26 protein-coding genes and 1 riboswitch are annotated in these 25,506 nt (G+C 41.3%); of the genes, 20 read left to right on the plus strand and 6 right to left on the minus strand.

The genetic code is table 11. From position 1 onward, the window contains the following. Window positions 1–148: 148 nt before the first annotated feature. Entirely contained in the window at window positions 149–2,596 is a 2,448-nt protein-coding gene (locus HED61_RS07735) for a hydroxymethylglutaryl-CoA reductase, degradative (protein ID WP_219645298.1), read from the plus strand. A 91-nt stretch (window positions 2,597–2,687) separates the two neighbouring features. On the opposite strand, the gene HED61_RS07740 is transcribed toward HED61_RS07735, so the two are convergent. The 4 genes from HED61_RS07740 to HED61_RS07755 all read right to left on the minus strand — a co-directional run bounded on the left by HED61_RS07740 (window position 2,688) and on the right by HED61_RS07755 (window position 5,288). Next, window positions 2,688–3,110 carry a GNAT family N-acetyltransferase gene (locus HED61_RS07740; RefSeq protein WP_372339116.1) on the minus strand — a complete coding sequence of 141 codons (423 nt, stop codon included), beginning with the start codon at window positions 3,108–3,110 and terminating at the stop codon, window positions 2,688–2,690. 193 nt (window positions 3,111–3,303) lie between these two features. Next, window positions 3,304–3,945, minus strand: a complete 642-nt coding sequence (locus tag HED61_RS07745; RefSeq protein ID WP_003126789.1) for a hypothetical protein — start codon at window positions 3,943–3,945, stop codon at window positions 3,304–3,306. A 213-nt stretch (window positions 3,946–4,158) separates the two neighbouring features. Further along, on the minus strand, window positions 4,159–4,428 hold the full coding sequence (locus HED61_RS07750; protein ID WP_005472161.1) for a hypothetical protein: 270 nt from the start codon (window positions 4,426–4,428) through the stop codon (window positions 4,159–4,161). Between the two features lie 14 nt (window positions 4,429–4,442). Beyond that, window positions 4,443–5,288 (minus strand): aldo/keto reductase, encoded by an 846-nt coding sequence (locus tag HED61_RS07755; RefSeq protein WP_373368160.1) that lies wholly within the window; start codon window positions 5,286–5,288, stop codon window positions 4,443–4,445. A gap of 153 nt (window positions 5,289–5,441) precedes the next feature. Here HED61_RS07755 and HED61_RS07760 point away from each other — a divergent pair, with 153 nt between their 5' ends. After that, window positions 5,442–6,446: a nucleoid-associated protein gene (locus HED61_RS07760; protein WP_219645297.1), complete on the plus strand. Its 1,005-nt coding sequence runs from the start codon at window positions 5,442–5,444 to the stop codon at window positions 6,444–6,446. Window positions 6,447–6,490: 44 nt separating this feature from the next. On the opposite strand, the gene HED61_RS07765 is transcribed toward HED61_RS07760, so the two are convergent. Continuing rightward, window positions 6,491–6,850 (minus strand): YxeA family protein, encoded by a 360-nt coding sequence (locus tag HED61_RS07765; RefSeq protein WP_003126793.1) that lies wholly within the window; start codon window positions 6,848–6,850, stop codon window positions 6,491–6,493. A gap of 274 nt (window positions 6,851–7,124) precedes the next feature. On the opposite strand from HED61_RS07765, the gene tuf reads away from it, so the two are divergent. The 14 genes from tuf (at window position 7,125) to HED61_RS07835 (ending at window position 21,111) form a co-directional block, all read left to right on the plus strand. Further along, entirely contained in the window at window positions 7,125–8,312 is a 1,188-nt protein-coding gene (gene tuf / locus HED61_RS07770; protein ID WP_003126794.1) for an elongation factor Tu, read from the plus strand. 178 nt (window positions 8,313–8,490) lie between these two features. Continuing rightward, window positions 8,491–9,120 (plus strand): lysozyme family protein, encoded by a 630-nt coding sequence (locus tag HED61_RS07775; RefSeq protein WP_103299860.1) that lies wholly within the window; start codon window positions 8,491–8,493, stop codon window positions 9,118–9,120. A gap of 158 nt (window positions 9,121–9,278) precedes the next feature. Continuing rightward, window positions 9,279–11,108 carry a DNA primase gene (dnaG, locus tag HED61_RS07780; RefSeq protein ID WP_219645296.1) on the plus strand — a complete coding sequence of 610 codons (1,830 nt, stop codon included), beginning with the start codon at window positions 9,279–9,281 and terminating at the stop codon, window positions 11,106–11,108. 23 nt (window positions 11,109–11,131) lie between these two features. Beyond that, a complete protein-coding gene (rpoD, locus tag HED61_RS07785; RefSeq protein ID WP_003126797.1) occupies window positions 11,132–12,238 on the plus strand; it encodes an RNA polymerase sigma factor RpoD in 1,107 nt (368 codons plus the stop codon). A 324-nt stretch (window positions 12,239–12,562) separates the two neighbouring features. Next, a complete protein-coding gene (locus tag HED61_RS07790) occupies window positions 12,563–14,518 on the plus strand; it encodes a cell division site-positioning protein MapZ family protein (protein ID WP_171918022.1) in 1,956 nt (651 codons plus the stop codon). Window positions 14,519–14,636: 118 nt separating this feature from the next. Then, window positions 14,637–15,344: an AzlC family ABC transporter permease gene (locus HED61_RS07795; RefSeq protein ID WP_003126799.1), complete on the plus strand. Its 708-nt coding sequence runs from the start codon at window positions 14,637–14,639 to the stop codon at window positions 15,342–15,344. Then, complete coding sequence (locus HED61_RS07800) at window positions 15,337–15,654, plus strand: AzlD domain-containing protein (protein ID WP_147735539.1); 318 nt, start codon at window positions 15,337–15,339, stop codon at window positions 15,652–15,654. The genes HED61_RS07795 and HED61_RS07800 overlap by 8 nt, the downstream gene beginning before the upstream one ends. Before the next feature lie 25 nt (window positions 15,655–15,679). Then, window positions 15,680–16,543, plus strand: a complete 864-nt coding sequence (locus HED61_RS07805) for a CvfB family protein (RefSeq protein WP_081131788.1) — start codon at window positions 15,680–15,682, stop codon at window positions 16,541–16,543. A gap of 109 nt (window positions 16,544–16,652) precedes the next feature. Next, complete coding sequence (fur, locus tag HED61_RS07810; protein WP_003126803.1) at window positions 16,653–17,123, plus strand: ferric iron uptake transcriptional regulator; 471 nt, start codon at window positions 16,653–16,655, stop codon at window positions 17,121–17,123. A gap of 89 nt (window positions 17,124–17,212) precedes the next feature. Continuing rightward, window positions 17,213–18,103 (plus strand): site-specific tyrosine recombinase XerD, encoded by an 891-nt coding sequence (xerD, locus tag HED61_RS07815; protein WP_003126804.1) that lies wholly within the window; start codon window positions 17,213–17,215, stop codon window positions 18,101–18,103. A gap of 14 nt (window positions 18,104–18,117) precedes the next feature. Next, window positions 18,118–18,870 (plus strand): segregation/condensation protein A, encoded by a 753-nt coding sequence (locus tag HED61_RS07820; protein ID WP_003126805.1) that lies wholly within the window; start codon window positions 18,118–18,120, stop codon window positions 18,868–18,870. Beyond that, window positions 18,863–19,441: an SMC-Scp complex subunit ScpB gene (gene scpB, locus HED61_RS07825; protein ID WP_003126807.1), complete on the plus strand. Its 579-nt coding sequence runs from the start codon at window positions 18,863–18,865 to the stop codon at window positions 19,439–19,441. Before HED61_RS07820 ends, scpB begins: the two co-directional genes overlap by 8 nt. Further along, the gene (locus HED61_RS07830; protein ID WP_081131786.1) at window positions 19,441–20,157 is read left to right on the plus strand and encodes a pseudouridine synthase; all 717 of its coding nucleotides are present in this window, start codon (window positions 19,441–19,443) and stop codon (window positions 20,155–20,157) included. The genes scpB and HED61_RS07830 overlap by 1 nt, the downstream gene beginning before the upstream one ends. An 81-nt stretch (window positions 20,158–20,238) precedes the next feature. Further along, window positions 20,239–20,363: riboswitch (FMN riboswitch) on the plus strand. 154 nt (window positions 20,364–20,517) lie between these two features. After that, complete coding sequence (locus HED61_RS07835; RefSeq protein WP_003126809.1) at window positions 20,518–21,111, plus strand: ECF transporter S component; 594 nt, start codon at window positions 20,518–20,520, stop codon at window positions 21,109–21,111. 41 nt (window positions 21,112–21,152) lie between these two features. Here HED61_RS07835 and HED61_RS07840 read toward each other — a convergent pair whose 3' ends face one another. Then, window positions 21,153–21,368 carry a ferredoxin gene (locus HED61_RS07840; RefSeq protein WP_003126810.1) on the minus strand — a complete coding sequence of 72 codons (216 nt, stop codon included), beginning with the start codon at window positions 21,366–21,368 and terminating at the stop codon, window positions 21,153–21,155. 35 nt (window positions 21,369–21,403) lie between these two features. Here HED61_RS07840 and HED61_RS07845 point away from each other — a divergent pair, with 35 nt between their 5' ends. The 4 genes from HED61_RS07845 (at window position 21,404) to cmk (ending at window position 25,211) form a co-directional block, all read left to right on the plus strand. Next, window positions 21,404–22,387: a helix-turn-helix domain-containing protein gene (locus HED61_RS07845; RefSeq protein WP_003126811.1), complete on the plus strand. Its 984-nt coding sequence runs from the start codon at window positions 21,404–21,406 to the stop codon at window positions 22,385–22,387. Then, complete coding sequence (locus HED61_RS07850; protein ID WP_113849938.1) at window positions 22,381–23,757, plus strand: RecQ family ATP-dependent DNA helicase; 1,377 nt, start codon at window positions 22,381–22,383, stop codon at window positions 23,755–23,757. Before HED61_RS07845 ends, HED61_RS07850 begins: the two co-directional genes overlap by 7 nt. A 72-nt stretch (window positions 23,758–23,829) precedes the next feature. Further along, window positions 23,830–24,465 carry an SAG1386/EF1546 family surface-associated protein gene (locus tag HED61_RS07855; protein ID WP_003126813.1) on the plus strand — a complete coding sequence of 212 codons (636 nt, stop codon included), beginning with the start codon at window positions 23,830–23,832 and terminating at the stop codon, window positions 24,463–24,465. Between the two features lie 74 nt (window positions 24,466–24,539). Then, the gene (cmk, locus tag HED61_RS07860) at window positions 24,540–25,211 is read left to right on the plus strand and encodes a (d)CMP kinase (RefSeq protein ID WP_003126814.1); all 672 of its coding nucleotides are present in this window, start codon (window positions 24,540–24,542) and stop codon (window positions 25,209–25,211) included. Window positions 25,212–25,506: the final 295 nt, after the last annotated feature.

Below are 25,506 nucleotides of genomic sequence, written 5' to 3' on the forward strand. Positions count from 1 at the left end.
ATACGGTATCATATTTTTGTTTAAAAATGAAAAAAATTCTATTAGAATTTAAACTTTATTTAAGAATGGCTGATTGGAACAGAATGCAAACTCGTGGGGTATTCTTTTTTTGTGGAAATAATGATATATTTCTGTTGGAGGTGGCATGGTGGAAGAAGTTGTTATTATCGATGCACGAAGAACTCCCATCGGTAAATACCATGGGTCATTAAAGAAATTTTCAGCAGTTGCCTTAGGTACTGCTGTAGCGAAAGATATGTTTGAACGAAATCAAAAGATCAAGGAAGAAATCGCGCAAGTGATCATCGGCAATGTCCTACAAGCAGGCAATGGCCAAAACCCTGCCCGACAAGTGGCCCTACAAAGTGGTCTCTCAGTGGACATCCCGGCATCAACGATCAATGAAGTTTGTGGGTCTGGATTGAAAGCCATTTTAATGGGAATGGAGCAAATCCAGTTGGGCAAAGCGCAAGTTGTTTTAGCCGGGGGGATCGAAAGCATGACGAATGCTCCGTCCCTCAGTCATTACAATAAAGCAGAAGATACTTACAGTGTCCCAGTCTCAAGTATGACATTAGATGGCTTAACAGATGCTTTTAGTAGTAAGCCAATGGGCTTGACAGCTGAAAATGTGGCGCAACGCTATGACATCTCACGAGAGGCTCAGGACCAGTTTGCCTATCAGTCACAAATGAAAGCTGCTAAAGCGCAAGCAGAGAATAAATTTGCGAAAGAGATCGTTCCGCTGGCTGGCGAAACAGAAACGATCACCGCAGATGAAGGGATCCGCAGTCAGACCACAATGGAAAAACTGGCTTCTTTAAAACCAGTTTTTAAAACTGACGGTACCGTAACTGCAGGAAATGCTTCTACGATCAATGATGGTGCAGCATTGGTGTTGTTAGCATCAAAAACCTACTGTGAAACAAATGATATTCCGTATTTAGCGACGATCAAAGAGATCGTTGAAGTAGGGATCGATCCTGAAATCATGGGGATCTCGCCTATCAAGGCAATTCAAACACTTCTTCAAAATCAAAAAGTTTCATTAGAAGACATCGGTGTGTTTGAGATCAACGAAGCATTTGCTGCATCTTCGATCGTGGTGGAGTCTGAATTGGGATTGGATCCAGCAAAAGTCAATCGCTATGGTGGCGGAATTTCTCTTGGACATGCGATTGGTGCTACAGGAGCCCGCTTAGCAACTTCTTTGGTCTACCAAATGCAAGAGATCCAAGCCCGTTATGGGATTGCTTCTTTATGTGTTGGTGGCGGGCTAGGGCTGGCTATGCTGTTGGAGCGGCCAACAATTGAAAAAGCAAAGCCGACGGATAAGAAATTTTATGAGTTGTCCCCCGCTGAGCGGTTACAAGAGCTTGAGAATCAACAAAAAATTTCTAGTGAAACAAAACAACAACTGTCACAAATGATGTTAGCGGAAGACACGGCGAACCATTTGATTGAGAACCAAATCAGTGAGATCGAGCTGCCAATGGGTGTAGGCATGAATCTGAAGGTGGACGGCAAAGCATATGTCGTGCCAATGGCTACAGAAGAACCTTCTGTGATTGCAGCAATGAGTAATGGAGCCAAAATGGCTGGTGAGATCCATACGCAAAGCAAAGAACGATTGTTGCGGGGACAGATTGTTTTTTCTGCAAAGAATCCAAATGAGATCGAGCAACGGATTGCGGAAAACCAAGCTGTGATTTTTGAACGGGCAGAACAAAGCTATCCTTCGATCGTCAAACGAGAAGGAGGATTGCGGCGCATCGCTCTGCGGCACTTTCCAGTAGATTCTCAGCAGGAATCTGCTGATCAGTCGACGTTTTTATCGGTGGATCTTTTCGTGGATGTCAAGGATGCGATGGGAGCCAATATCATCAATGCGATCTTAGAAGGCGTTGCCGCACTTTTCAGAGAATGGTTTCCTAATGAAGAAATCTTATTTAGTATTTTAAGCAATCTTGCTACTGAGTCATTAGTCACGGCTGTTTGTGAAGTACCGTTTTCCGCTTTGAGCAAAAGAGGTGGCGCCACGGTTGCACAAAAAATTGTTCAAGCTTCTTTGTTTGCCAAAACGGATCCTTATCGAGCCGTCACTCATAATAAAGGCATCATGAATGGGGTGGAGGCAGTGATGCTGGCCACTGGAAATGATACCCGGGCAGTTTCTGCTGCCTGCCACGGCTATGCAGCACGTACTGGCAGCTATCAAGGACTGACTAATTGGACCATCGAATCAGATCGATTAGTAGGGGAAATCACGTTGCCGTTAGCTATCGCTACTGTTGGTGGTGCCACAAAGGTCCTACCAAAAGCACAAGCAGCATTGGAAATCAGTGATGTTCACTCTTCTCAAGAGTTAGCTGCGCTAGCTGCAAGTGTGGGACTTGTCCAAAATTTGGCAGCTTTGCGGGCGCTTGTCTCAGAAGGGATTCAGAAGGGACATATGAGTATGCAAGCTCGTTCACTAGCGATCGCTGTTGGAGCGGAGAAAGCGGAAATCGAGCAAGTAGCTGAAAAACTACGGCAAAATCCTCCAATGAATCAACAACAAGCGTTACGGTTTTTAGGAGAAATTCGGGAACAATAAAAAACTTGTTTCAACGGTAGCAAATGCTACTGTTGAAACAAGTTTTTTTGTCATAGACAAATTGATGAGTGTTTCTAGAAGCTGCTAAAGCTCATCTTTTTAAGTACATCCCAATACTTTTGGGGGCTGTCTCCACAAAACCAAACTGCTGATAAAGATTTTCAGCTGGACAATCAGCAATCAGGTTCACGTAAGCTTGGGGATCTACTTCATTATGTATATGGTTCATTATGGCGCTCATGATTGATTTTGCCAATCCATTGCCTTGATCTTCAGGAAGGACAGCGATGTCTAGGATTTGATAGGCAGTACCTCCGTCACCAATCAATCGGCCCATGCCGACTAAGGTTTGATCGCTGGTTCTTCGAACAGTCACTGCAAAAAGACTATTGCTTAAACCAATCTTACTCGCAGCTGTTCCACGAAGAGAAAGACCGCAGGCTTTTCGTAGAGTTAGGTATTCAGCTACTTCAGGAACTGTATGTTTTAGGAGATATTTAGAATCGTTCATCATGGTCCTCCTTGATACAGAGTAGAGTTGTTTAGTCCTAGGGAATTTGATCAATACCCTTTAGCAGATGGCTTTTTGGTAATGGGCAAAGACGTCTTTAAAAGAAAGAGACGATGATAGAAGGATTCCAACAAATGAAACAGCCAAACCCCAACAGTTGAGCTGTTCGTTTTTTTTCTATCATCGTCTCTTTAGCTTAACGTTCAGTTAGTGGGGTATTCGCATACTCTTCGATCAATGGAATCACATCCAGCTTCAGTTTGTACTTACGAGCTAAGGCAGGTTCAACAGTGAATTCGCCAACTTCAGTCGCTGATATAGTTGCCAATAGGCGTTTTTCTTTCGCTGTATCTTCAAAAATCTGCACATTCTCGGCATTTCTTTCAACAGAGAATTTAGGAAATGCAGTCATTTTTTCTTCAAAAGCGGCAAAACCATCCGTTGTTTCCGCTGCTTCCGTCTGAGATTCTGAGACTGGTTCGGTAGCAGAGGCTTCTGGTTGATTGACAGCTGATGTTGCTGGTAACCAATAAGCGGCGATTTCTTCAACTAGATTATCACTAAAACGATCTAATAGACCTTTTTCTTGTTTTTGGATTCGTTTCACAACGATTTTGAAATTCTCGTCTAAAGGAACTGCGATTTTTTGTTCTTTGGTCGTTGCCGTTTGCAGTTCAATCAACATTTCCTCACGGTTTTTAGGGTTGATATAAACGGTGGTCTCTAGTCCAAAATTTGCAGCTGTCTTGTGTTGGATCGCTGAAAATAATTGTTGACGTGCCATTTCATAAGATGGCCGAAATTGTTGTTTTAACTTGGCTAATTGTTTCTTTTTCATATTCTTCTCCTCTCAATCAATCTCGATTATAAGGAATAATGACGAAAATGAACAGGGGTTTTCATGAAAAAATGAGGAATTTCTTTTGATTATCAGAAAAAATGGCTTTTCCTTAAATGAAATAAAAGAAACAGCCAAGATCATACCCAATGAGTAGGGGATGACTTTGACTGTTTCTGAGGGCAACAACTTACTTCTAAAGATATACCAGGTTCATCGCATAGTGCTCAAAGCGTCGATTTGCTGATATTTAGGCATCAAAATAAACGAATCATTTTTACCGTAGGCGACCAAGCAATTTTCCCATAGAAAAAAGCTTAGCGGCATCTTCGCTTTTTCAGCAAGCATTTGCTGATAGTCTGACTGATCCCATTGACGTGCGGGAAAATGTTGAACGTAGTCGGGAAAAATCAGAAATACAAAATCAGGATGCAAGGCTCGCTTGACGGCAGTGGGCAGTTGATCCAAACGTGTAGAATCCATCGGGTTTTCCCTCATTAGAATCCTGTTGTATCCGGATTAGTTGCTTTCCCAACGACTCCATCTAGTTGGTCGATTCGCTGCATATCTTCATCAGAAAGCTCAAAATCAAAGACTGCTAAGTTTTCCTCGATACGACTTGGTGTAACAGATTTAGGCAGCGGCAAGAAACCATGTTGTAAAGACCAGCGAATCGCGATTTGAGCAATCGTTTTGCCGTACTTGTCAGAGAGTTCCTGCATTTCAGGAACGTCAAAGATCTTTCCTGTGCCTAAAGGACTGTAAGCTTCCAATAAGACATTGTGCTCTTGGCAATAAGACACTACTTCTTTTTGTAATTCACCAGGCGCTAAGAAAATCTGGTTGACCATTGGGAAAATAGTGGCTGTTTTTTTCAGTTCTTCGAAATGATGAGGCAAGAAATTGCTGACGCCGATGGCTTTGATCTTACCAGCTTGATAAAGCTCTTCCATCGCGCGCCATGTCTCTGCATTTGCTGACTGCCAATTGTCACGGAATTTCACTGGATTTGGCCAATGAATCAAGAAAAGATCGATATAGTCGGTTTGTAATTTCTTCAACGATTCTTCAAAGGAAGAAAGGACCAAGTCGTAAGAGTGATTTTCATTCCATAATTTTGTTGTCAAAAAGATTTCTTCTCTAGGAATGTCACTTTCTTTAATTGCTTGTCCAACACTGTCTTCATTTTTGTAACCTTGCGCGGTATCGATATGACGGTAACCAACTTCCAATGCTTTTTTGACAGCAGAAACAGCAACGTCACCATTTGGTGTTTGCCAAGTGCCAAAGCCAAGTTCAGGAATCGATACATTGTTCGATAAAGTATAACTGTTCATTTTCATTCCTCCATTTCTTTGTTTTTAGTTTAGCAGAGAAGGGATTTTTTTCCAATGGAAGATACTTCTGATCAAAATAATGCACAAAAAAGATGTAAAAAAACTTGTGTTTTGAACCAGTTTTTTTGTACACTTGAGAAATGGATAAGGAGAGAGAATATGGATATCTATTTAAAGCGTGCGATCATGCACATTGTGGATCGACAAACGGGTGATCCCGTATACTCGCAAGTGGAATTGGATCTGACAACGGAATACATCCGAGATTATTTAACGAAAAAAATTCAAAAATTAGCGACACCTCAGACAAAGACCGGCCGCTTGCTGGAGGACTCTGAGATGGCTAGATTCGTCAAACAAGCGCCGGAAGCATTTGTAGAAAGCAGTGAAGCAATCCTGCGACGCTGGTATGAAGTTTACCATCAAAGTGAAGATGCACCAAGTGCGGATGCTTTCATTGTTTTGTATGAATTAGATACCAAACTGCAATTAGCATTTTTGAAGGTTAACTATACAGATGGCTACACGCACTTTATCGACAGTACTGAAACAGGTATCGCCAATAATCTGATTTTGCATCGAGCACTTTTAGCTGGCAAAACCCAAAAAGCAGATGAAGGAATAACGATCGATGTCGAGCAGCTGACTTACGAATTAGTAGAGAAAAAATATACCTTCTCCGGAGAAAAATATTTCTATTTCTCCACGAAAGTGATTGATTCTGAACCGCTGCCTTCTCTAGAAGAAAATGTCAAAGTCATCAAAAAGGTAGCTGAAAAAATTGGTCAAAAGTTTGAGACCCCTTCTTATGATGTCATCGCCGATGTCAAAGAGGCTGTTTACGATACAATAGAAGAAAATGGTCAGCTGCATGTAGATTCGATTGCCCAAAAAGTATTCAAAGATAATATTACGGCTCAGATGGCCTTTCAAGAAGAAGTAGCAGAAAAAGGGTATATCGATCAAGCCCCTATGCTGCGAGAGGTCAGAGAAATTTCAGAAAAAAAATATGGCAAACAAAAGCTAAAACTTTCCAATGGTATCGAGTTGATCGTTCCATTGGATGTCTATCGAGATCCGAATTTGATCGAATTCATCAACAATCCCGATGGCACGATTTCTGTAACCATCAAAAATGTGGAAGAAGTCATCAATCGCATATAAAAATAGCTGCCAGGCTCTTCTCAAGGAGTCTCTGGCAGCTATTTTTATTTATTGTTGAGTTGATCCAAAGCGGGTTTGGGTACATCTTCTTGTGAGACTTCTTCCCAACTGAGGACACCTTTGCGGGGATTGACTAACAGTTTCAGATAAGCTCCTTCTCGTAGGGGCTTGGAGCGGTGTTCATTCATTTTAACGATCTTCTCTTCACCTGATTCATTATAAGCCGCTTGTTCATATTTATAAATATCTTGAGCCACACCATCACTGGCAATTGATGTTGAGTGGGTACCGCTGGTAGTGATTTCGGTGTAGTAAGCAGTGCCGCCATAGTAATAACGGTAGGCAAAGAAACAGCCGCCTAAGAAAACGCCAAAGACGATCAAACTCGCAATGATTTTTTTCATTCCTGTTCACCTCATATCTATTATTCTATAAAAAAGCAGACCCGTCCAACTATTTTATCAAAATCAAAGCAAATCTTAGAAATTTTGAATAAAAACGGCAAACAATGAAGGAGACAATATTCTTGACTTTGACTAAATTTGACCTATAATAGAGATAGATTTAAACTTACAAAAAATAAGTAAGAAAGAATTTTTTACTTTTGTAAGGAAAAGTCTATAATTGATAGTAGAGCCGATCCAACGGCGCTACATCTCATTTAGGAGGGAAATTATTATGGCAAAACAACATTATGATCGTAGTAAACCACATGTAAACATTGGTACAATTGGACACGTGGATCATGGGAAAACGACACTGACTGCTGCCATTACGACAGTTCTTGGTAAAAAAGGACTCGCTAATCCGCAAGATTACGCAAGTATTGATGCGGCTCCTGAAGAACGGGAACGTGGTATCACGATCAATACCGCTCACGTTGAATATGAAACAGAAAAACGTCATTATGCTCACATTGATGCTCCAGGACACGCGGATTATGTTAAAAATATGATTACCGGTGCTGCCCAAATGGATGGTGCGATTTTAGTTGTATCCGCAACAGATGGTCCAATGCCTCAAACTCGGGAACATATCTTGCTTTCGAGACAAGTTGGTGTGAAACATCTGATTGTTTTCTTGAACAAAATCGATTTAGTCGATGACGAAGAATTGATCGATTTAGTGGAAATGGAAGTAAGAGAACTACTATCTGAATATAATTTTCCAGGTGATGACATTCCTGTTATCAAAGGTTCGGCATTAAAAGCGTTGGAAGGAGACCCTGATGCAGAAGCTGCCATCATGGAATTAATGGATACAGTAGATAGCTATATCCCAACACCAGAGCGGGATACAGACAAACCATTACTCTTACCAGTTGAAGATGTCTTTTCGATTACTGGACGAGGAACAGTTGCTTCCGGACGGATCGATCGGGGAACAGTTCGGGTAGGCGATGAAGTAGAAATCGTCGGTATCAAACCTGAAACCCAAAAAGCTGTAGTGACAGGCGTCGAAATGTTCCGCAAGACGATGGACTTTGGGGAAGCCGGCGACAATGTAGGTGTCTTGCTAAGAGGGATCACTCGTGACGAAATCGAACGCGGACAAGTGTTGGCTAAACCAGGTTCGATCACACCACATACAAAATTCCAAGCAGAAGTTTATGTATTGACGAAAGAAGAAGGTGGTCGTCATACACCATTCTTCAACAACTATCGTCCACAATTTTATTTCCGTACAACGGATGTGACAGGGAACATTACATTGCCTGAAGGAACAGAAATGGTGATGCCAGGTGACAACGTGACCATCGATGTGGAATTGATTCATCCAATCGCCGTTGAAAATGGAACGACGTTCTCTATTCGTGAAGGTGGCCGCACAGTTGGTTCCGGTATCGTTACTGAAATCGAAAAATAAATCAGTGTTTCAACAAAAATGAAGCAGTGACTAGAGCCTTTTAGGACAGTCACTGTTTCTTTTTCTAAATTTCTTTGTGATTTTATTAAGGATTTTAGATGATGGAAAACAAACCTAGTCAGCAAATAAGTTTCATAGTAGGATAGAAGCTGACACTAAAAAGATAGGATGTTTTTCCATGAGAAAACTGCGACGATTTTTTATTTTTATAGCAAAAATAGCTGGAGTCCTGTTGCTTATCGGCGGGCTGTTTTTAGGCTATAAAAATTATACAGCTCTAAAGAAAGTGTATTCTTATGAAGAAACAATCGCTGAGCAAACAGAAAAATATGGCATCAGCGACTATCAGGAATTAGCGATGAGTATTATGTTGACTGAATCAAAAGGGGAAGGAAACGACCCGATGCAAAGCTCAGAGAGTGCTTACGGAAAACAAAATCAATTTGAAAATGCCCAAGACAGTATCGAGCAGGGAGTGGCTTATCTGGCTAAACTGATCAAAAAATCTGCTGACATGGACTGTGATCTGTGGACCGCCGTTCAAGCCTATAATTTTGGGACAGACTATATTGATTATGTAGCCAAGAATGGTGGCGAAAATACGCTAGAACTGGCAGAGTCCTATTCAAAAGAAGTGCTTTCTCCTTTGTTAGGAAATGATAATGAGCAAACCTATCGTTACTGGGGGTGGCAGTCGATCACTTATAATGGCGGTTATTTGTATCACAATGGTGGCAATTTATTTTATGCAGATGTGGTAAAATTCAATCAATGGAAGATAAAAATGGGTAGTATTTTGTTTTCTTGAAAGTCTCTGAAATCAAGCAGGTAAAAGACTTGAAAAAACAATAAAATATGATAGAATCAATATGAGTGATTCTGTCTAATTATTCGTCGCACTGATTCTGATTGGTGCGATTTTTTACCTAATGAATACGGGAATACTTACCGAATGGAGGTGAGTGGATGGCACGAATACCTCAAACGGTCATTGATGATATTCGAGAACGAAGCAATATCGTTGATATCGTTGGTCAGTACGTCCAGTTGAAGAAATCTGGGAAAAACTATTTTGGATTATGTCCCTTCCACAACGAAAAGTCACCTTCTTTTTCTGTGGCAGAAGACAAGCAGATCTACCATTGTTTTGGCTGTGGCCGCGGAGGCAATGTCTTTGGTTTTTTGCAAGAGTTAGAAGGATTAAGTTTTCCAGAATCTGTTTTGAAAGTTGCAGAAATCAGTGATATCCCTTTAGATGAGCAATACAAGCAAACCGAAGCAATTGATGCAACCTCTTCTCAGCAAAATCAATTGATCGCGTTGCATGAAAAAGCTGCTGAAGTCTATCATCACATGTTAGTCAATACGGCTGCCGGGCAAGACGCATTGGATTATTTGCTGGAACGCGGATTGACGATGGCACTGATTGACGAATTTCAGATTGGTTTTGCGCCTAACGAGCGTGCCTTTTTGGAAAAAGTTTTTTTGAATGAAAAAGCAAATGCGGCATTTTTTGCGGATACAGGTCTCTTTGTACAAAGGAACGATGGGCAACTTGCTGACCGTTTTTATCAAAGAATCATGTTTCCGATTCGGAACCCTCAAGGAAAGACCATCGGTTTTTCTGGACGCTGGTTTCAAACGGAACAGGATGATAGCAAAGACCAGCCCAAGTATTTGAACAGTCCGGAAACAATGCTTTTCAATAAGCGTGAAGTACTTTTCAACTTTGATAAAGCCCGGCGATCAATCCGAAAAGAAGGCCAAGTCTTTCTATTTGAAGGCTTTATGGATGTAATCGCAGCGTGGCAATCAGGAATTGAGAACGGGATCGCTTCAATGGGAACTAGTTTGACGAACCAGCAGATTGCCAATATTGAACGTGTCGCTACAGAAGTCATCCTTTGCTATGATGGTGACCAGGCAGGAATCAATGCAACGAATCGCGGGATTGATCTTTTACAAGAACATAGCCGCGTGAATCTCTCCGTCGTTCGAGTCCCTGAACGTCTGGACCCGGATGATTATGTGCGAAAGTATGGTACAGAGGCCTTTTTCAAACTGGCCATGCATGGCAGAGAAACGGTGTTTGCATTCAAAATGGACTTTCATCGTGCCAATCGCAATTTGGCCAATGAAAAAGAACAGATCGATTATGTCCAAGAGGTCTTGCAAGAATTACAGCATGTAGATTCTTTGCTAGAACAGGACCGATACTTGACACAACTTTCAACTGAATTTCATATTAGTCGAGAAACACTACAGACGCAATTGCGTCAGTTAAAACAGACGCAGCCGACCCCAACGCCTTCACCGCCAGTTCGTGAAGCAGTGAGTGTAGCACCACCGCCACCACGACAGCAACGGAAAACTCAGGTAGAAAAGGCGGAGGAATTACTGTTATATCGTCTGTTCCATGACAATACGCTGAATCCTCGTTTTAAAAGTACCGGTGTTGCGTTTATTCATGATAAATACCAACAAATCTATTTTTTATACGATGCGTATATGGAAACCGAAGAGCAATTTATCCTAGCAAAATTCTTGGATTTTTTGAAAGATGAACAAATGAAACAACAAGTGATCGAGATCGCTGATATCAAGGCTTCTGAAGAGGGGACGGAACAAGAATTCCAAGACCTTCTGCAGGTATTTCGTAAGTCGGGCATTGCTGAAGAAATCAATCAAAAACGAATCCAGCAGCAAGAAGCACGACAAAAAGGAAACCAGCAATTAGAGTTGGAATTAGCAATTGCGATCATTGATTTGACCAAACGGTTGAAACAAGCTAAATAGCGAACTGAAAGGGGCTTTCTTTCATGGCAGAAGAAACAAAGAAAACATATGACAAAGCTGTTGCCGAATTTATCAAAGAAAACAAACCAAAAGGACAAGTCGTTTATGACGAACTAACCAATCATTTAGCGACCCCTTATTCTTTAGATGCAGACGCAATGGACAAGCTGATCCAAAAACTGGAAGACTCAGGGATCAGTGTAGTAGATGAGAATGGGGAGCCTTCCGTTCATAGTTTGAAGAGCAATGAAAAGCAGCAAGCAACGCAACCACAAGAAGATCTTTCCGCTCCTACGGGTGTCAAGATCAATGATCCGGTACGGATGTATCTGAAAGAAATCGGACGCGTACCCTTATTGACTGCCGAAGAAGAAGTAGCCCTTGCTTTAAAAATCGAAGAAGGCGACCAAGAAGCGAAACAACGGTTAGCTGAAGCCAACTTACGTCTCGTTGTAAGTATTGCGAAACGTTACGTTGGTCGGGGGATGCAGTTTTTGGACTTGATCCAAGAAGGAAACATGGGCTTGATGAAAGCTGTTGAAAAATTCGATTACCGCAAAGGATTCAAGTTCTCGACTTATGCCACTTGGTGGATTCGTCAAGCAATCACTCGTGCTATTGCCGACCAAGCACGGACGATTCGGATTCCAGTCCATATGGTGGAAACAATCAATAAATTGATTCGAATCCAACGGCAATTACTGCAAGATCTAGGTCGCGAACCGACACCGGAAGAAATCGGAGCAGAAATGGATCTGCCAACTGAAAAAGTACGTGAAATCTTGAAAATCGCACAAGAGCCAGTTTCATTGGAAACACCGATCGGTGAAGAGGATGATTCCCATCTAGGCGATTTTATCGAAGATCAAGATGCGACAAGTCCCGCCGAACATGCAGCCTACGAATTGTTGAAAGAACAACTGGAAGACGTACTAGATACGTTGACCGATCGTGAAGAAAATGTTTTGCGATTGCGTTTTGGTATCGATGATGGTCGGACACGTACTTTAGAAGAAGTCGGAAAAGTTTTTGGTGTAACGAGAGAACGGATTCGTCAGATCGAAGCAAAAGCGTTACGTAAATTACGCCATCCTTCCCGCTCAAAACAATTAAAAGATTTTCTAGAATAAAACTGAGACCACAAAGACTTTTCCAAGAAGTATCCTTGGAGAAGTCTTTTTCTTGTGGTTTAGCCAACTTTCGTAGGAAAAGTAATGAACTTAATAAAAACGTAACGAAGCAAGTGTTGGCTAATTGCTTTGAATATGATAAATTTAATTTTGTGAATCATTTACACGAAGGTGAATCATTTTGGTACAGAGAGTTTTTTCACCAAAGCCAGTGAATAAAGGGCAAGTCTATAAGTGTGATATTCTGTAGTAAAATGAAACCTTTCAACGATGAACAGATAACTGCCGAAGCAGGTTCAAAATAAAAGGAGCAAATTCGAACAAATGATGAAAACATGTCCTCAATGTGGATTTGAATCAATTGATGCACAAAAGAAATGTCCAAACTGCGGCTTTGAGTTTGTTAAAGCGGATGAGGCAAATGAAAAAGAAGCCCCTCATACGAATGAGACGGTATCCGAAAAGAATCCGCAGCAAAATGATGATATCCGCTGGTCTGATTTTAAGGATGTTCCCTTAGGTGAATTAATTGAACATTTCGAAGACAAGAATGAAACTGATGAGTCAAAGAACAATCAGTCAGAAGACGACGTAAACGTGCAAGAGCTGATAACGAACCCAAATATAGAACAGACACCCGTTTCAAAAGAAACGCTATCAGATGCGTCCGAAACGATCGAATCACAGTCACTTGAATATCAGTCAGCAGAACAATCGATGCACAGTGGAAATGAAAGCAATGAAGTGTCTGGATCAGACAAAGGAATCCAATCGATCGCAGAAAGTTCCGCAGAGCCCAATGATTTAGTAGATTCAGCCGAGGTCCCTGAAGATCACGATTCGGCTATTTTATCTGCTTATATTCGTCAACATAAAAATTCAGAGATGGATGAAGATGCGACAGATGTTCCAGTGATACCGGAAGTCACGGACGATAAAGAGGCTCTTCCTCTAACGGAGGAACAATCTCAATCTGGATTAGAAGATGAACAAACTGATACTGCAGCGATTACTGAATCTTCAGAAAGCCCTCAATCAACAGAGAGTCCGCAACCGGAAATTGAAGCAGAAGAAACAAAGCTTGCCGAAATTCCAGAAAAAACAGCGGTATCTGAAAATACGAAGAGTAAAACCGATCCACTGCCCAAAAATAAAAAGTCACGCAAAAAATTCTATGTAGCGGCTGCGGCGTTGGTACTTGTTTCTGCAGGTGGCTGGTATTATTACGAAGAGACCGCTCGTCAAGAACAAATTGCGACAGCAAGTGAGCTGGACCAGATCGAAGCGGATCTAGCCGATTTTTATACCGACGATAACCAAGAATTTATCAAAGCAGACAAAACAACTACGCAATTGACGGCATTGACTGATCGACTAGCCAAGTATAAAACGGAAAGCCGTTACCCGGACTTGTTGGCTCAGTCTGAAACAATCAAAGAAAAGATGGCGACTCTTTCGGAAATCAATGGGTATTTCACTAGTCCAGTGATCATTGAAGATCAATTGCAGAAGGTTTCCTTAAAAGAGCCTTCGGCAGTGACTATGTCAAAAAGAACATCTGAAACACCATTCGATCAATTAGTAAATCGGGCGATTGATCAAGGGCAAAAAGAGTATGCCCAGATCGAAGAAGTACGAAATGCAGTCAAAAGCATGGTTGCTTTGAATAAAGAGGGTGAACTTTCTGACAAAGTCACGCGAAAAAGCTACAATGATTTAGTGAAGAAGATCGATGCATTGCCGATTGCTTCTTTAAAAGAGCAATTGACTGCTGAGATAGCACCGATTGATTCTGCACTGAAGAAAAAAGAAGCTGCCGAGAAGGCTGCTAAAGAGAAGGCGGCCCAAGAAGCAGCTCAGGCACAAGCGGAAAAAGCCGCCGCAGCTCAAGAAACAACTACGGCTAACAATAGCCAGTCTTCTGAAGCTGATTATGTATTATCGCCGAATACACCAACGAATACCAATAATCAACCAATCATTCCAGCACGTGAAAGTGATTTGGCAGACTCTAGCAATCCGGCTTGGAATTGGGCGCCTGGTGTCCAAGAAAAGATCATTGCAACCGCAATTGCTCGCGGCTATGTCGTTGAAGGGGGTTATACCTTTGAGCGCGTACGAATCGTGAATGGAGAAGGTTACTATAATTTTTATGCGACCAACAACCAAGGCTCCTTGTTGAAAGGAACCGGTGATTCCGCTTTTCCAATGTATCTCTTTACAGTGAATGCCAAAACCGGGTATTTCCGTGGAAATGGAAATGATCATACGATTCGGTGATGGGTGACACTTAGAAAATTTTCAGCATAATTACATTATTGAATCAAAAAACAGCTTGTTTCTCCTCCGGCTTTTCGATATGATGGATGATAATCAATCGGAAACGGAGGTTTTTTTGTTGCAGAAAATTGAAAGATATGAACAGTTCAGTGATGGAGTTATTGCCTGTATTCCAACGATTCTGGGTTATCTAGGCATTGGTTTTGCAATGGGAGTCGTGGGGAAAGGAATCGGCTTGACGGTCATTGAAGTCCTCTTGATGTCGATCATTGTCTATGCTGGAAGTGCCCAGTTTATCATCTGTGCCCTTTTGGCTATTCAAGCACCGTTTACTTCGATCGTTGCGACAGTTTTCTTAGTAAACTTACGCCACTTTTTGATGAGTTTATCGGTAGCACCTTATTTCCGTTCTGCTTCATTAGTGTCAGGAATTGGCATCGGCACATTGCTGACAGACGAATCCTATGGAGTTTTAACGACAGCTTTGCAACAAAACAAACCAATCACTACCCGATGGACTCACGGATTGAATGTCATGGCCTATTTAAGTTGGATCTTTGCCACTTTCTTAGGAGCGTTGTTAGGGTCATATATTCCTGATCCTGAAGCATTAGGACTGGACTTTGCACTAGTGGCTATGTTTGTTGGCTTATTCCTTTTTCAAGTAGAGTTGCCTTTAAAAAAGAAGACCAAGCAGACGGTGCTGGTGCTAGCCGCTGTGGTAATTTCATTGGTCCTTTTTATGCGAATTTCAACAGCTGAAGTAGCCGTGATTGCTGCCACTTTGATTGGATGTTTGATAGGGACGGTGACACATCATGATTGATTTTGTTATACTGATGATAGCTTGTGGTGTCGTTACTTGGATACCTCGGGTGCTGCCCTTTTTATTTTCGAAGAAATTAGTTTTTCCTGAAAGATTCACGATCTTTCTAAGCTACTTGCCCCTTTGTATTCTTGGGGCGCTGCTTGTTCAAAATCTGTTGGTTTTTCGTGAAGGACAATTTCCATTGCTTAAAGTCAAAGAAACCGTTGCTTGTTTACCAGCGCTAGTGGTCGGTTATTATACAAAAGATTTGATGAAGATCGTTGTTACAGGCGTTATCACGATGGCGGCGATTCGATTCTTTTTCTAGTAAATCATTTCTAAGGAGAGAAAAAATGAAAGACTTATTGGCATCCGTTTTTAGCGGATTGATCATTGATGAGAATGATCAAAATTACTTTGTACAAAAAAATGGTCTGACTTTTCGCTTATCAAAAGCAGAAGGAGAGCACCATCTTGGAGAAGCTGTGGAGGGTTTTGGTTATCAGAATCAAAAACAAGAACTCGTAATCACTACGGAGATTCCTAAAAGCCGCCAAGGACATTATGCTTTCGGAACTGTCACGGACAGTCGTCGAGATCTAGGCGTCTTTGTCGATATTGGTCTCAAAGATAAAGATATGGTGGTATCATTAGATGAATTACCAACAATGCGGGAACTTTGGCCAAAGAAAGGCGATCGCTTGATGGTCAGCTTGACAGTGGATGAAAAGGATCGAATCTGGGCTTCTTTAGCGGATGAAAAGATTTTTAAAGCATTGAGTAAACGTGGTTCAGAGACGTTGAAGAATGCTGACATTACAGGGACAGTCTATCGCTTGAAACTTGCGGGAACTTACTTGCTCACAGATGATTTCTACATTGGCTTTATCCATCCTTCCGAAAGATACCAAGAACCACGTTTAGGAGAAGTTGTCTCAGGACGAGTAATTGGTGTTCGCCCGGATGGTGTTCTGAATTTATCATTGAAGCCTCGTGCTTATGAAGCAATTTCAAATGATGCCGCTATGATCATGACATTCTTGGATCGAGCTGCAGATCATCGTATTCCTTTTACTGATAAATCGACACCAGAAGAGATTCTGCAGACATTCGGTATCAGTAAAGGCCAATTCAAGCGGGCGATCGGTACCTTGATGAAACAGCGTTTAGTGGAACAAAAAGACGGCTTCACCATCAAAGTCGAAAAATCCAATTGAGAATGCTTGTATCTTTTCTCATTCTAATTTATAATGATTACAATATTATCTAAGAGTTGACGTCTCTTAGATTAGAATCGTTATAAATTAGCGATGTATGGAGGCCTGTATGAATACAACTGCTGCTTTAAAGAAGACAAAAAAACAACTTCATGAATCAGGATTTAAATTGACTCCACAACGAGAAGCTACCTTGTTGGTTCTTTTGGAGAATGAGAAAGATCATTTATCTGCAGAAGAAATTTTCTTTTTTGTGCGCAAAAAAAGTCCAGAAATCGGACTAGCTACAGTGTATCGTACATTAGAAATCTTAACTGATCTAAAAATCGTGGACAAGGTGAGTTTCAATGACGGTGTTTCTCGTTACGATCTGCGCAAAGAAGGAGCAAAGCATTTCCATCACCATCTGCTTTGTTTAGAGTGTGGCAGTATCGAAGAAGTAGAAGAAGATCTGCTGACAGGTGTCGAAGACATCGTAGAGAAAAAATACCATTTTCTAGTAAAAGACCACCGATTGACTTTTCATGGAGTGTGTCAGAAGTGTCAGACAAAAAATGCAGCGAAGTTGAGTGAAGCGTAATTGCTCCTCAGCTTTTTTTGTGGTTGAACTACTATCATATCAAGCTTTAATTTGTTATGATAAAGAGGTTGAAAGTAGGGGGGACGTGTATGAAAGAACAGATCATCGATTATTTGCATTATCTGACGATTGAGCGGGGGCTATCCCAAAATACCCGTAAAAGTTATGAGCGCGACCTAGAGCAGTACCTTACATTTTTGACGGAACAGCACATCAAAGATTGGCAGGCGGTGGATCGTGTCTTGATCCTCTCTTTTTTGCAGCAATTGCAGCAATCAGGGAAATCCTCGGCGACCATTATTCGAATGGTATCAAGCTTGAGAAGGTTTCATCAATTTCTCCGTCAAGAACGCTTTACGGATCATGATCCTATGCAGCACATCGATTCCCCAAAAAAACAACAGAAACTGCCTGATACATTGAGCCTTTCTGAGGTTGAGCGCTTGATCGAGACACCGGATACCAAAGAAGTGTTGGGAATCCGCGATCGTGCGATTTTAGAAGTGATGTATGCTACCGGCCTTCGGGTCAGTGAACTGATCGGGTTGCAACTGAAAGACCTTCATTTAAGCATGGGTCTGTTGCAGACGACAGGGAAAGGTGACAAGGAACGAATCGTTCCTTTAGGAGATCTGGCGATTCAGTGGATCGAAACTTACTTGGAAGAAGCACGCCCTTTTTTGACTCGGAAACATCCAGAAGAGAGTCATCTTTTTGTCAATAATCATGGAAAACAACTTTCTCGTCAAGGAATCTGGAAAAACTTAAAGGCCCTCGTGCGCAAGGCAGGCATTACAAAAAATGTGACGCCACATACGCTAAGGCATAGTTTTGCCACCCATTTATTGGAAAATGGTGCCGATTTGCGTACCGTTCAAGAATTATTAGGGCATGCAGATATATCCACGACACAGATCTATACTCATATTACGAAAAAAAGGATGACGGAAGTGTATAAGCAGCACTTTCCTCGTGCCTAGAAATAGAGGAAGACATGGAAGAAATCAATATCAAACTAGATGTCTTTGAGGGACCGTTGGATCTGTTGCTGCATCTGATCCAAAAATTGGAGATCGATGTCTATGATATTCCAATTGCAGCGATCACCGAACAATATATGCAATATATTCATGCAATGAAAAGTTTAGAGTTAGAGGTTGCCGGAGAATACTTGGTGATGGCTGCTACACTGATGGCAATCAAAAGCCAGATGCTGCTGCCAAAACAAGAGATCTTGATTGAAGAAAACGATCCTTATGAAGAAGATCCAAGGGATATGCTGGTTGCTCAGCTATTGGAATACCGTAAATACAAATACGCAGCCGAACAATTATCCGAAAAAGCGGAAGAACGAAGTTTATACTTTACGAAAGATCCGATGGATGTCGATGCCTATAAAGAAAAAAGTGATGAATTGGCAGCCAACCGGTTCAACACGATCGATTTATTCTTGGCTTTTCATAAAATGCTTGAAAAGAAAAAGAGTCGGAAAGTACTGGAGACAAAGATCACACCAGATGAAAGTACCATTGATGAAAAAATGGCGACGATCCAATTGGAAATGCAGCAACGAAATGCCAAAAAGGGACGACGTTTTGATTCTTTTTTCACCAATTACAGCAAAACAGAAGTCGTTACCACTTTCATGGCATTATTAGAATTAATGAAAAAAGGATATATTCGAGTAGAGCAAGAAGGAAACTATGAATCGATCTTGCTTTACCCAGCAGGTAAAACAGATGAGTAAATATAGTGAAATAGAAGCGATTCTCTTTGTCGTAGGAGATGAAGGGATCGGATTAGAAGAATTAAGCTACTTAGTCAATAGCAAAACTGCGGCTGTCTATCAGTACTTGCAAGAATTGAATCAGCGTTATGAAGAAAATGAAGATTCAGCCTTGCATATTTTAGAAGTTGGGAATCATTTTGTTTTGTCCACAAAGAAAGAAGTCGCACCGTTATTAAAGAAATACGCAGAATCGCCAATGGGCAACTCTCTTTCGCAAGCTGCGTTAGAGACATTGTCGATCATTGCCTACAAGCAACCGATCACACGAATCGAAGTAGAAGAGATTCGTGGGGTCCAGTCCAGCGGCTCCGTACAGAAATTAGTCGCAAAACGATTGATCGAGGAAAAAGGCCGTGTTGATGGACCAGGTCGAGCAATTTTATATGGAACCACTGAATACTTCATGGATTACTTTGGCTTGAAATCATTAGCCGAATTACCTGATATTCAAGCAATGGAAGACGAACTCGAAGAAGATGGACCAGTGGATCTTTTTTATGATCGTTACAAACAAGAAGGAGACTCATAATGGAACGTTTGCAAAAAGTAATCGCACATGCTGGAATCACTTCTCGCAGAAAAGCAGAAGAGTTGATTGTGGCAGGTCGTGTCAGTGTCAATGGTCAAATTGTTAAGGAACTAGGAGTACAGGTGAGTGCCAAAGATCGCGTGGAAGTTGACGGTGTCCCAATTGAACAAGAATCGCCCGTCTACTATATGCTCTATAAACCACGTGGCGTAATCTCAGCAGTAACTGACGATAAAAAAAGGAAAGTTGTTTTAGACTTTTTTACTGAAGTTCCAGAACGTCTCTACCCAATCGGACGGTTGGATTATGATACTTCAGGTTTATTATTGCTGACCAATGACGGCGATCTTTCACAAAAACTGATGCATCCAAAACATGAAGTGGATAAAGTCTATGTGGCAAAAGTGAAAGGAATCGCTGATAAAAAACAACTATTGCCCTTGTCTAGAGGAATTCGGATCGAAGGCAAGAAAACCGCACCTGCTCGCTTTGAGATTTTGTCGACAGACGCTGCTACTCAAACAAGTATCGTCCAATTGACGATTCATGAAGGCCGTAATCATCAAGTGAAAAATATGCTTAAAGCAGTTGGTTTACCGGTCCAAAAATTGAAACGGGAAATGTATGGTTCGTTGACATTAGCTGGGTTGCGCCCTGGAGAGTATCGGGAGTTGACGAAAAAAGAAGTCAATGAATTAAAAAACCAAGTGAAATAACCAGTACACAGCAAAAGATGCTTAAAAAATTTGTCAATCGAGAATTTTTGTGTATAATGAAACATGTATTATAAATAAAAGGTTCGTCTTCAGGGGCAGGGTGCAATTCCCGACCGGTGGTGATAGTCCACGACCTACTTCTTTTGAAGTAGCTGAATCGGTGAAATTCCGATACCGACAGTAAAGTCTGGATAAAGAAGATAGAGCGTATTTGATTTGCCTATGGTTTTTCAAATGCCCTCTTTTTCCCTGTGGAAAAGAGGGCATTTTTTACTTTGTCTGGCGCCGACAAGTAAGGAATCAAGGAAATTTAATAGGTTCGTTTGAAGAGGAATCCTGAACTTAGGAGGATTTGTATTAATGAACAACAAAACAAGAAAAATGGTAACAATAGCAATGTGTGCAGCAATGGGAACAGTCTTACAGTTTATTGCGTTTCCCATCATCCCGGCGTTTAGCTTTTTGAAAATCGATTTTAGCGATATTCCAGTAATGATCGTCATGTTTTTATTCGGTCCTTTTGCTGGCGTGGCAACCGCGTTTCTACGTTCTCTCTTACACTTGTTTCTATCTGGTTTTTCACCAGCAGATCTCGTGGGAGACACGGCAAGTTTCTTGGCATCCTGTGTCTTTACTTTGCCAATGTACTACTTTTTCCGTAAAGGGATCCATGCGAAAAATAAATTCGTGGGAGTGGTCACAGGAATCCTCGCATTAACTGCTTTTATGAGTATTGCCAATCTATATGTCATCACACCATTGTACCTGCGCTTCTTTGGTGTTACAGCAGATCAATTCCTTGGCATGTCATTAGCGCGTTATGTCAGCATCGGTATTATTCCTTTTAACTTGATCAAAGGAGTTATCGTCAGTGGGGTCTTCTTGATCCTTCATGCGAAGTTGTTGCCTTGGTTGGCTCGTAAACAACCGCAACATTCACCAGTTGGAAAATAATAAAAAAGATCGTGTGTTGCTTTTGAGCAAACGCGATCTTTTTATTTTTCTAACAGTATCGCCCGAGTAGGACACTTTTTATATGCAGCTAAGACTTTTTCTTGCTGATCTTCTATGATAAACTGTTGCCGAGCGGCTGGTTCTTGAGCAAATAAGACGATACCATCTTCATCATAATCAAAAATATCAGGGGCACAGACCGCGCATAGTCCACAAGCGATACAGCGCTCAGGAATGATTTTGCAGCGTTGAGACATGGAATTGTTTCCTTTCTGGAGGTAAGTATAGACATATGGATGCTTTTATTTTAGCGTTGTTTCATCATTCTGACAAGTTGCGTCCGTCAACCATTTATCAAATACTTTACGGCAAACGAACGAGTTCAGTATTGAGTTATGCTTTTTTTTATGATCGCTTAGGTTACTTTCAAGCAATGCCGAATCTTGAAGAGGATGAATTTAATAAAAGAATCACGGCGCTGATTGCTGCCAAACAACTTGTAGCAGATGAAAAAGGGTTTCTCCAGACAGTTGCACCTGCAACGCTTACTGAAGTAGAGACACTCTGCCGTCATTTAAATTATTTTCAATTCGGTCGCCGGGGGGAACAGATGTGGCGCTTGGTACAGCTGCTTGTTCAAGCGGCTGCTTTTCAAGAAATCAGTAATCGATATATTCCTGTGGAGAACACTCCTATGTTCACAGAACCGGTTCGGCAGCTGATTCGGCAGCATCCAAAATTGAAGCAGGCGTTGTTTACTGAGCTTTGGACAGTCTTCGAGCAGATTCCGGGAGAATTTGCCGACTTTTTGGCAGGGACGTTGACAGGACCTGAGCAAATTGGTCAGACTTTTTTTCAGCTGTTACCAGATAACTACCAAAAAATGCCTTGGAATCAGTTTTTTCCAGCGGCAGCGATCCACTGCTTTTTATCAGTGGCAAAGAAGCAATCTCCTCTTTTAGCAGCAGGGTTAAACCCGTTTTATCAAGAAAACCTCAACCAAAGCATGCTGAAGACCCGTCGCTTATTTCTCAGCGGGAAGTCGATTGAGGAAATCATGGCACTTAGACAGATCAAGCGAGGAACAGTCAACGATCACTTGATCGAATGGGCGATCATCGATGATCAGTTTCCTTATCACTATTTTGCCACAAAGCAGCAGTTCCCTCCATTGTCATGGAAATTGCCTTATCACATTCTTCAAAAAGAAGTGCCGCTGGATTTTTTAAGTATCCGAATCAATCAAATTGCACAAAAGCGAGGGATCCTATGTTAGAACAGGCGCTCAAACACTATTTTGGTCATTCCCATTTTCGGACAGGTCAAAAAGAAGTGATCCAATCGGTTCTGAATCATCAGGATACATTAGCAATCATGCCCACTGGTAACGGCAAAAGCTTATGCTATCAACTGCCGGGTTATTTGCTGGAAGGGTTGGTAGTAATCGTATCACCATTGCTTTCTTTGATGGAAGATCAAGTGTATAGTTTGCAAAAAAATGGTGAGAGACGAGCGATCGCTTTTAACAGTCTCTTATCATTCGCTGAACGAAAATTTGTTCTTAGCCATCTACAGCAGTATAAATTTCTATTTATTAGTCCCGAGATGCTTGTTCAAAAGACGATTCTCCAAGCATTGGCAAATAGTAGAATCGCATTGCTGGTCGTAGATGAGGCACACTGTGTTTCTCAGTGGGGGATCGATTTTCGACCAGAATACCTTCAGCTAGCTGCGGTCAAACAACAATTAAAAGCACCAACGACTCTGGCTTTGACTGCCACGGCAACCGAACAGGTGGCACGAGATATTCAACAAAACCTTTTAGGAAAAACGCATCAAGTTTTTCGCTATGGAATGGATCGCAAAAATATTGGACTGATCGTTGATAAAAGCGGCGAAGAAAAAGACACGCTTTTAATGCATTACTTGCAGCAATTGTCAGGTGCGGGAATTATTTATTGTGCCACTAGAAACAAGGTGGAAGAACTTTATCAAAAATTACGCGGCAAGTATTCTGTGGGGTATTATCACGGTGGATTAGCCAGTGATCAGCGTAAAGTCCTTCAGCAGCAGTTTAGTCGGAACGAGCTGCAGTTATTGATCGCCACAAATGCTTTTGGAATGGGGATCAATAAACAAGATATTCGCTTTGTGATCCATTATGATCTGCCGGATTCGTTAGAAAACTATAGTCAAGAAATTGGCCGAGCAGGTCGAGATGGCAAGCAAAGCTATGCGATCTTACTCTATCGTCCTGGAGACGAAACCATCCATTATTTCTTTCAAAAGGAACTAAGTGCAGAAAGAGAACAGCTGGAAATGACGCCGCAATCTTTGATGCTTTCCCCATTGCAGGAAAAATGGCAAGCAAAAATCAATGAGTATGGTGCCAACAAATGGTTTGCTATTTTAAAGCAAAATGAGTGGGAAAAAAAGCAGCAGCTAAAAACGATGCTCGAATACATTCACTGTACTAGTTGTCGACGGTGTTTTTTATTGGCTCATTTTGACGAAGAAAAACAACCGCTTGACCAGTGTTGTGATATCGATGGTATTGAAATTCGGCTTGACCAAAAGGAATTCAAGCCGCAAAGAAAGAACTCGTGGCAGGAACGTTTACTAAAAATTTTTAAAGAAACAAATTGAATCGTTTTTTAAAAGACAGTTCGATTCAAGCTATGTTATAATACATCGGAAGGATATTAGGAGGTAATACGAGTGAGCAAGAAAGACAAAAACTATAATTCAGAAAATCAAGAGCCGTGGGAACAACCAATTTATGATACAGAATATGAAGATTCTGCCTCACGATCACAACAGCGGAAACAAAAACGCGGGAATTCACTCTTTTTGACGATCGTCTTAGTTTTACTTTTCTTGATCGTTGCAATTCCTGTTGGCGCGGGGATTTGGGTCTTAAACCGCTCAAATGATACAGCGACTGTTGCCTCATCAACAAGTAGCAGTACAGTTGCCAGCACAGAATCATCGACTGTTGAGTCATCGACAAAAGTCAGTGAATCATCTACTTCCAGCAGTAGTTCGTCATCGTCATCATCATCTTCTTCCTCATCTGAAAGCAGTGAGTCTGAAGAGCCAGCGAACAGTGAAGCAGAAGGAAACAACACCCAGAACAATCAGGGAAATGCAGACCAAGGAACGACGAATCAAGGTGCAGCGAATCAGGGAGAAACCAACCAAGGAACAGAGCAATATACGACTGTTCAAGCTGGTGAAGGTCCAGAACAAGTAGCAGCACGTACAGGTATTTCTGTCGAGACTTTGTATCAATTAAACGGGATCGATCCAAGTAATTTCATGCTTTACCCAGGCGATACATTACGAATTAAATAAAAAACCGCTTTGGCGGTTTTTTTTCTTGAAAGTTAAAAGGCCGTTGATCGGTAGTTGTTGAGAAGGAGTAACAAATGAAAAAAATCAATATTGCCATCGATGGTCCAGCTTCATCGGGCAAAAGTACAGTGGCAAAAATTTTAGCTCAGCATTATGGATATGTTTATACGGATACAGGGGCAATGTACCGTAGTATCACTTATTTAGCTCTTAAAACAGGGTGTTCATTAGAAGATGAAAGCGGGCTTGTGGCATTGATCGATACTTATCCAATCACTTTTGCGCCAACTGAGACAGGACAAGATGTTTTTGTAGATGGAACAAAAGTGACAGAAGAGATTCGCCAGCCCGAGGTAACCAACGCTGTTTCCAAAGTTTCTGCTTATCAAAAAGTTCGGGAAAAACTGGTCCAACAGCAACAAAAAATTGCTGAAAATGGCGGTGTTGTAATGGACGGCCGCGACATTGGCACCGCAGTCTTACCTCAAGCGGAAGTAAAGGTTTTTCTCGTGGCGAGTGTAGAAGAACGAGCAGAAAGAAGATACAAAGAGAACCAGCAAAAAGGAATCACCACCTCCTTTGACACATTAAAAAAAGAAATCGAGCAAAGGGATTATTTAGATTCTCATCGAGAAATCTCTCCCTTGAAACAAGCCGATGATGCAGTTCGCATTGATACGACAGGAATGTCCATTACAGAAGTCGTTGCAGCGATTCAGCAAATCGTTGATCAAAAAATGGAATAATCAACCACTGGCGCTAGTCGACCTAAAAAAACAGAACCGAACGATTCTCATGAGAAATTTCATTAAATATCGGAATTTTCGCGTAGAAATATTGTTCGAACTCTGGGGTTTTTAGGTCGGAGGGGCCAGTTTTTTTTGTATGAAACAGTGATTTTGAAGCAAAATAGTGAAGGAAACGTTTTTTGAGAACAATTATTGACAGTTTTTTGTGAAAATAAGCGAAATCGCTTTATTTTTTTGGCATTCTAATTTAAACTAAGGGATGTAGTGCATTTACGTACAATTGTTGGTTAGG

This window comes from Enterococcus gallinarum (assembly GCF_021496385.1).
Classification (GTDB): Bacteria; Bacillota; Bacilli; order Lactobacillales; family Enterococcaceae; genus Enterococcus_D; species Enterococcus_D gallinarum.

What these genes read in the sequence shown, in the direction of transcription:
- HED61_RS07740 (WP_372339116.1), bottom strand. Translation starts at nt 3,110, where the DNA reads ATGATGAACGATTCTAAATATCTCCTAAAACATACAGTTCCTGAAGTA.
- HED61_RS07745 (WP_003126789.1), bottom strand. Translation starts at nt 3,945, where the DNA reads ATGAAAAAGAAACAATTAGCCAAGTTAAAACAACAATTTCGGCCATCT.
- HED61_RS07750 (WP_005472161.1), bottom strand. Translation starts at nt 4,428, where the DNA reads ATGGATTCTACACGTTTGGATCAACTGCCCACTGCCGTCAAGCGAGCC.
- HED61_RS07755 (WP_373368160.1), bottom strand. Translation starts at nt 5,288, where the DNA reads ATGAAAATGAACAGTTATACTTTATCGAACAATGTATCGATTCCTGAA.
- HED61_RS07760 (WP_219645297.1), top strand. Translation starts at nt 5,442, where the DNA reads ATGGATATCTATTTAAAGCGTGCGATCATGCACATTGTGGATCGACAA.
- HED61_RS07765 (WP_003126793.1), bottom strand. Translation starts at nt 6,850, where the DNA reads ATGAAAAAAATCATTGCGAGTTTGATCGTCTTTGGCGTTTTCTTAGGC.
- tuf (WP_003126794.1), top strand. Translation starts at nt 7,125, where the DNA reads ATGGCAAAACAACATTATGATCGTAGTAAACCACATGTAAACATTGGT.
- HED61_RS07775 (WP_103299860.1), top strand. Translation starts at nt 8,491, where the DNA reads ATGAGAAAACTGCGACGATTTTTTATTTTTATAGCAAAAATAGCTGGA.
- dnaG (WP_219645296.1), top strand. Translation starts at nt 9,279, where the DNA reads ATGGCACGAATACCTCAAACGGTCATTGATGATATTCGAGAACGAAGC.
- rpoD (WP_003126797.1), top strand. Translation starts at nt 11,132, where the DNA reads ATGGCAGAAGAAACAAAGAAAACATATGACAAAGCTGTTGCCGAATTT.
- HED61_RS07790 (WP_171918022.1), top strand. Translation starts at nt 12,563, where the DNA reads ATGATGAAAACATGTCCTCAATGTGGATTTGAATCAATTGATGCACAA.
- HED61_RS07800 (WP_147735539.1), top strand. Translation starts at nt 15,337, where the DNA reads ATGATTGATTTTGTTATACTGATGATAGCTTGTGGTGTCGTTACTTGG.
- HED61_RS07805 (WP_081131788.1), top strand. Translation starts at nt 15,680, where the DNA reads ATGAAAGACTTATTGGCATCCGTTTTTAGCGGATTGATCATTGATGAG.
- fur (WP_003126803.1), top strand. Translation starts at nt 16,653, where the DNA reads ATGAATACAACTGCTGCTTTAAAGAAGACAAAAAAACAACTTCATGAA.
- xerD (WP_003126804.1), top strand. Translation starts at nt 17,213, where the DNA reads ATGAAAGAACAGATCATCGATTATTTGCATTATCTGACGATTGAGCGG.
- HED61_RS07820 (WP_003126805.1), top strand. Translation starts at nt 18,118, where the DNA reads ATGGAAGAAATCAATATCAAACTAGATGTCTTTGAGGGACCGTTGGAT.
- scpB (WP_003126807.1), top strand. Translation starts at nt 18,863, where the DNA reads ATGAGTAAATATAGTGAAATAGAAGCGATTCTCTTTGTCGTAGGAGAT.
- HED61_RS07830 (WP_081131786.1), top strand. Translation starts at nt 19,441, where the DNA reads ATGGAACGTTTGCAAAAAGTAATCGCACATGCTGGAATCACTTCTCGC.
- HED61_RS07835 (WP_003126809.1), top strand. Translation starts at nt 20,518, where the DNA reads ATGAACAACAAAACAAGAAAAATGGTAACAATAGCAATGTGTGCAGCA.
- HED61_RS07840 (WP_003126810.1), bottom strand. Translation starts at nt 21,368, where the DNA reads ATGTCTCAACGCTGCAAAATCATTCCTGAGCGCTGTATCGCTTGTGGA.
- HED61_RS07845 (WP_003126811.1), top strand. Translation starts at nt 21,404, where the DNA reads ATGGATGCTTTTATTTTAGCGTTGTTTCATCATTCTGACAAGTTGCGT.
- HED61_RS07850 (WP_113849938.1), top strand. Translation starts at nt 22,381, where the DNA reads ATGTTAGAACAGGCGCTCAAACACTATTTTGGTCATTCCCATTTTCGG.
- cmk (WP_003126814.1), top strand. Translation starts at nt 24,540, where the DNA reads ATGAAAAAAATCAATATTGCCATCGATGGTCCAGCTTCATCGGGCAAA.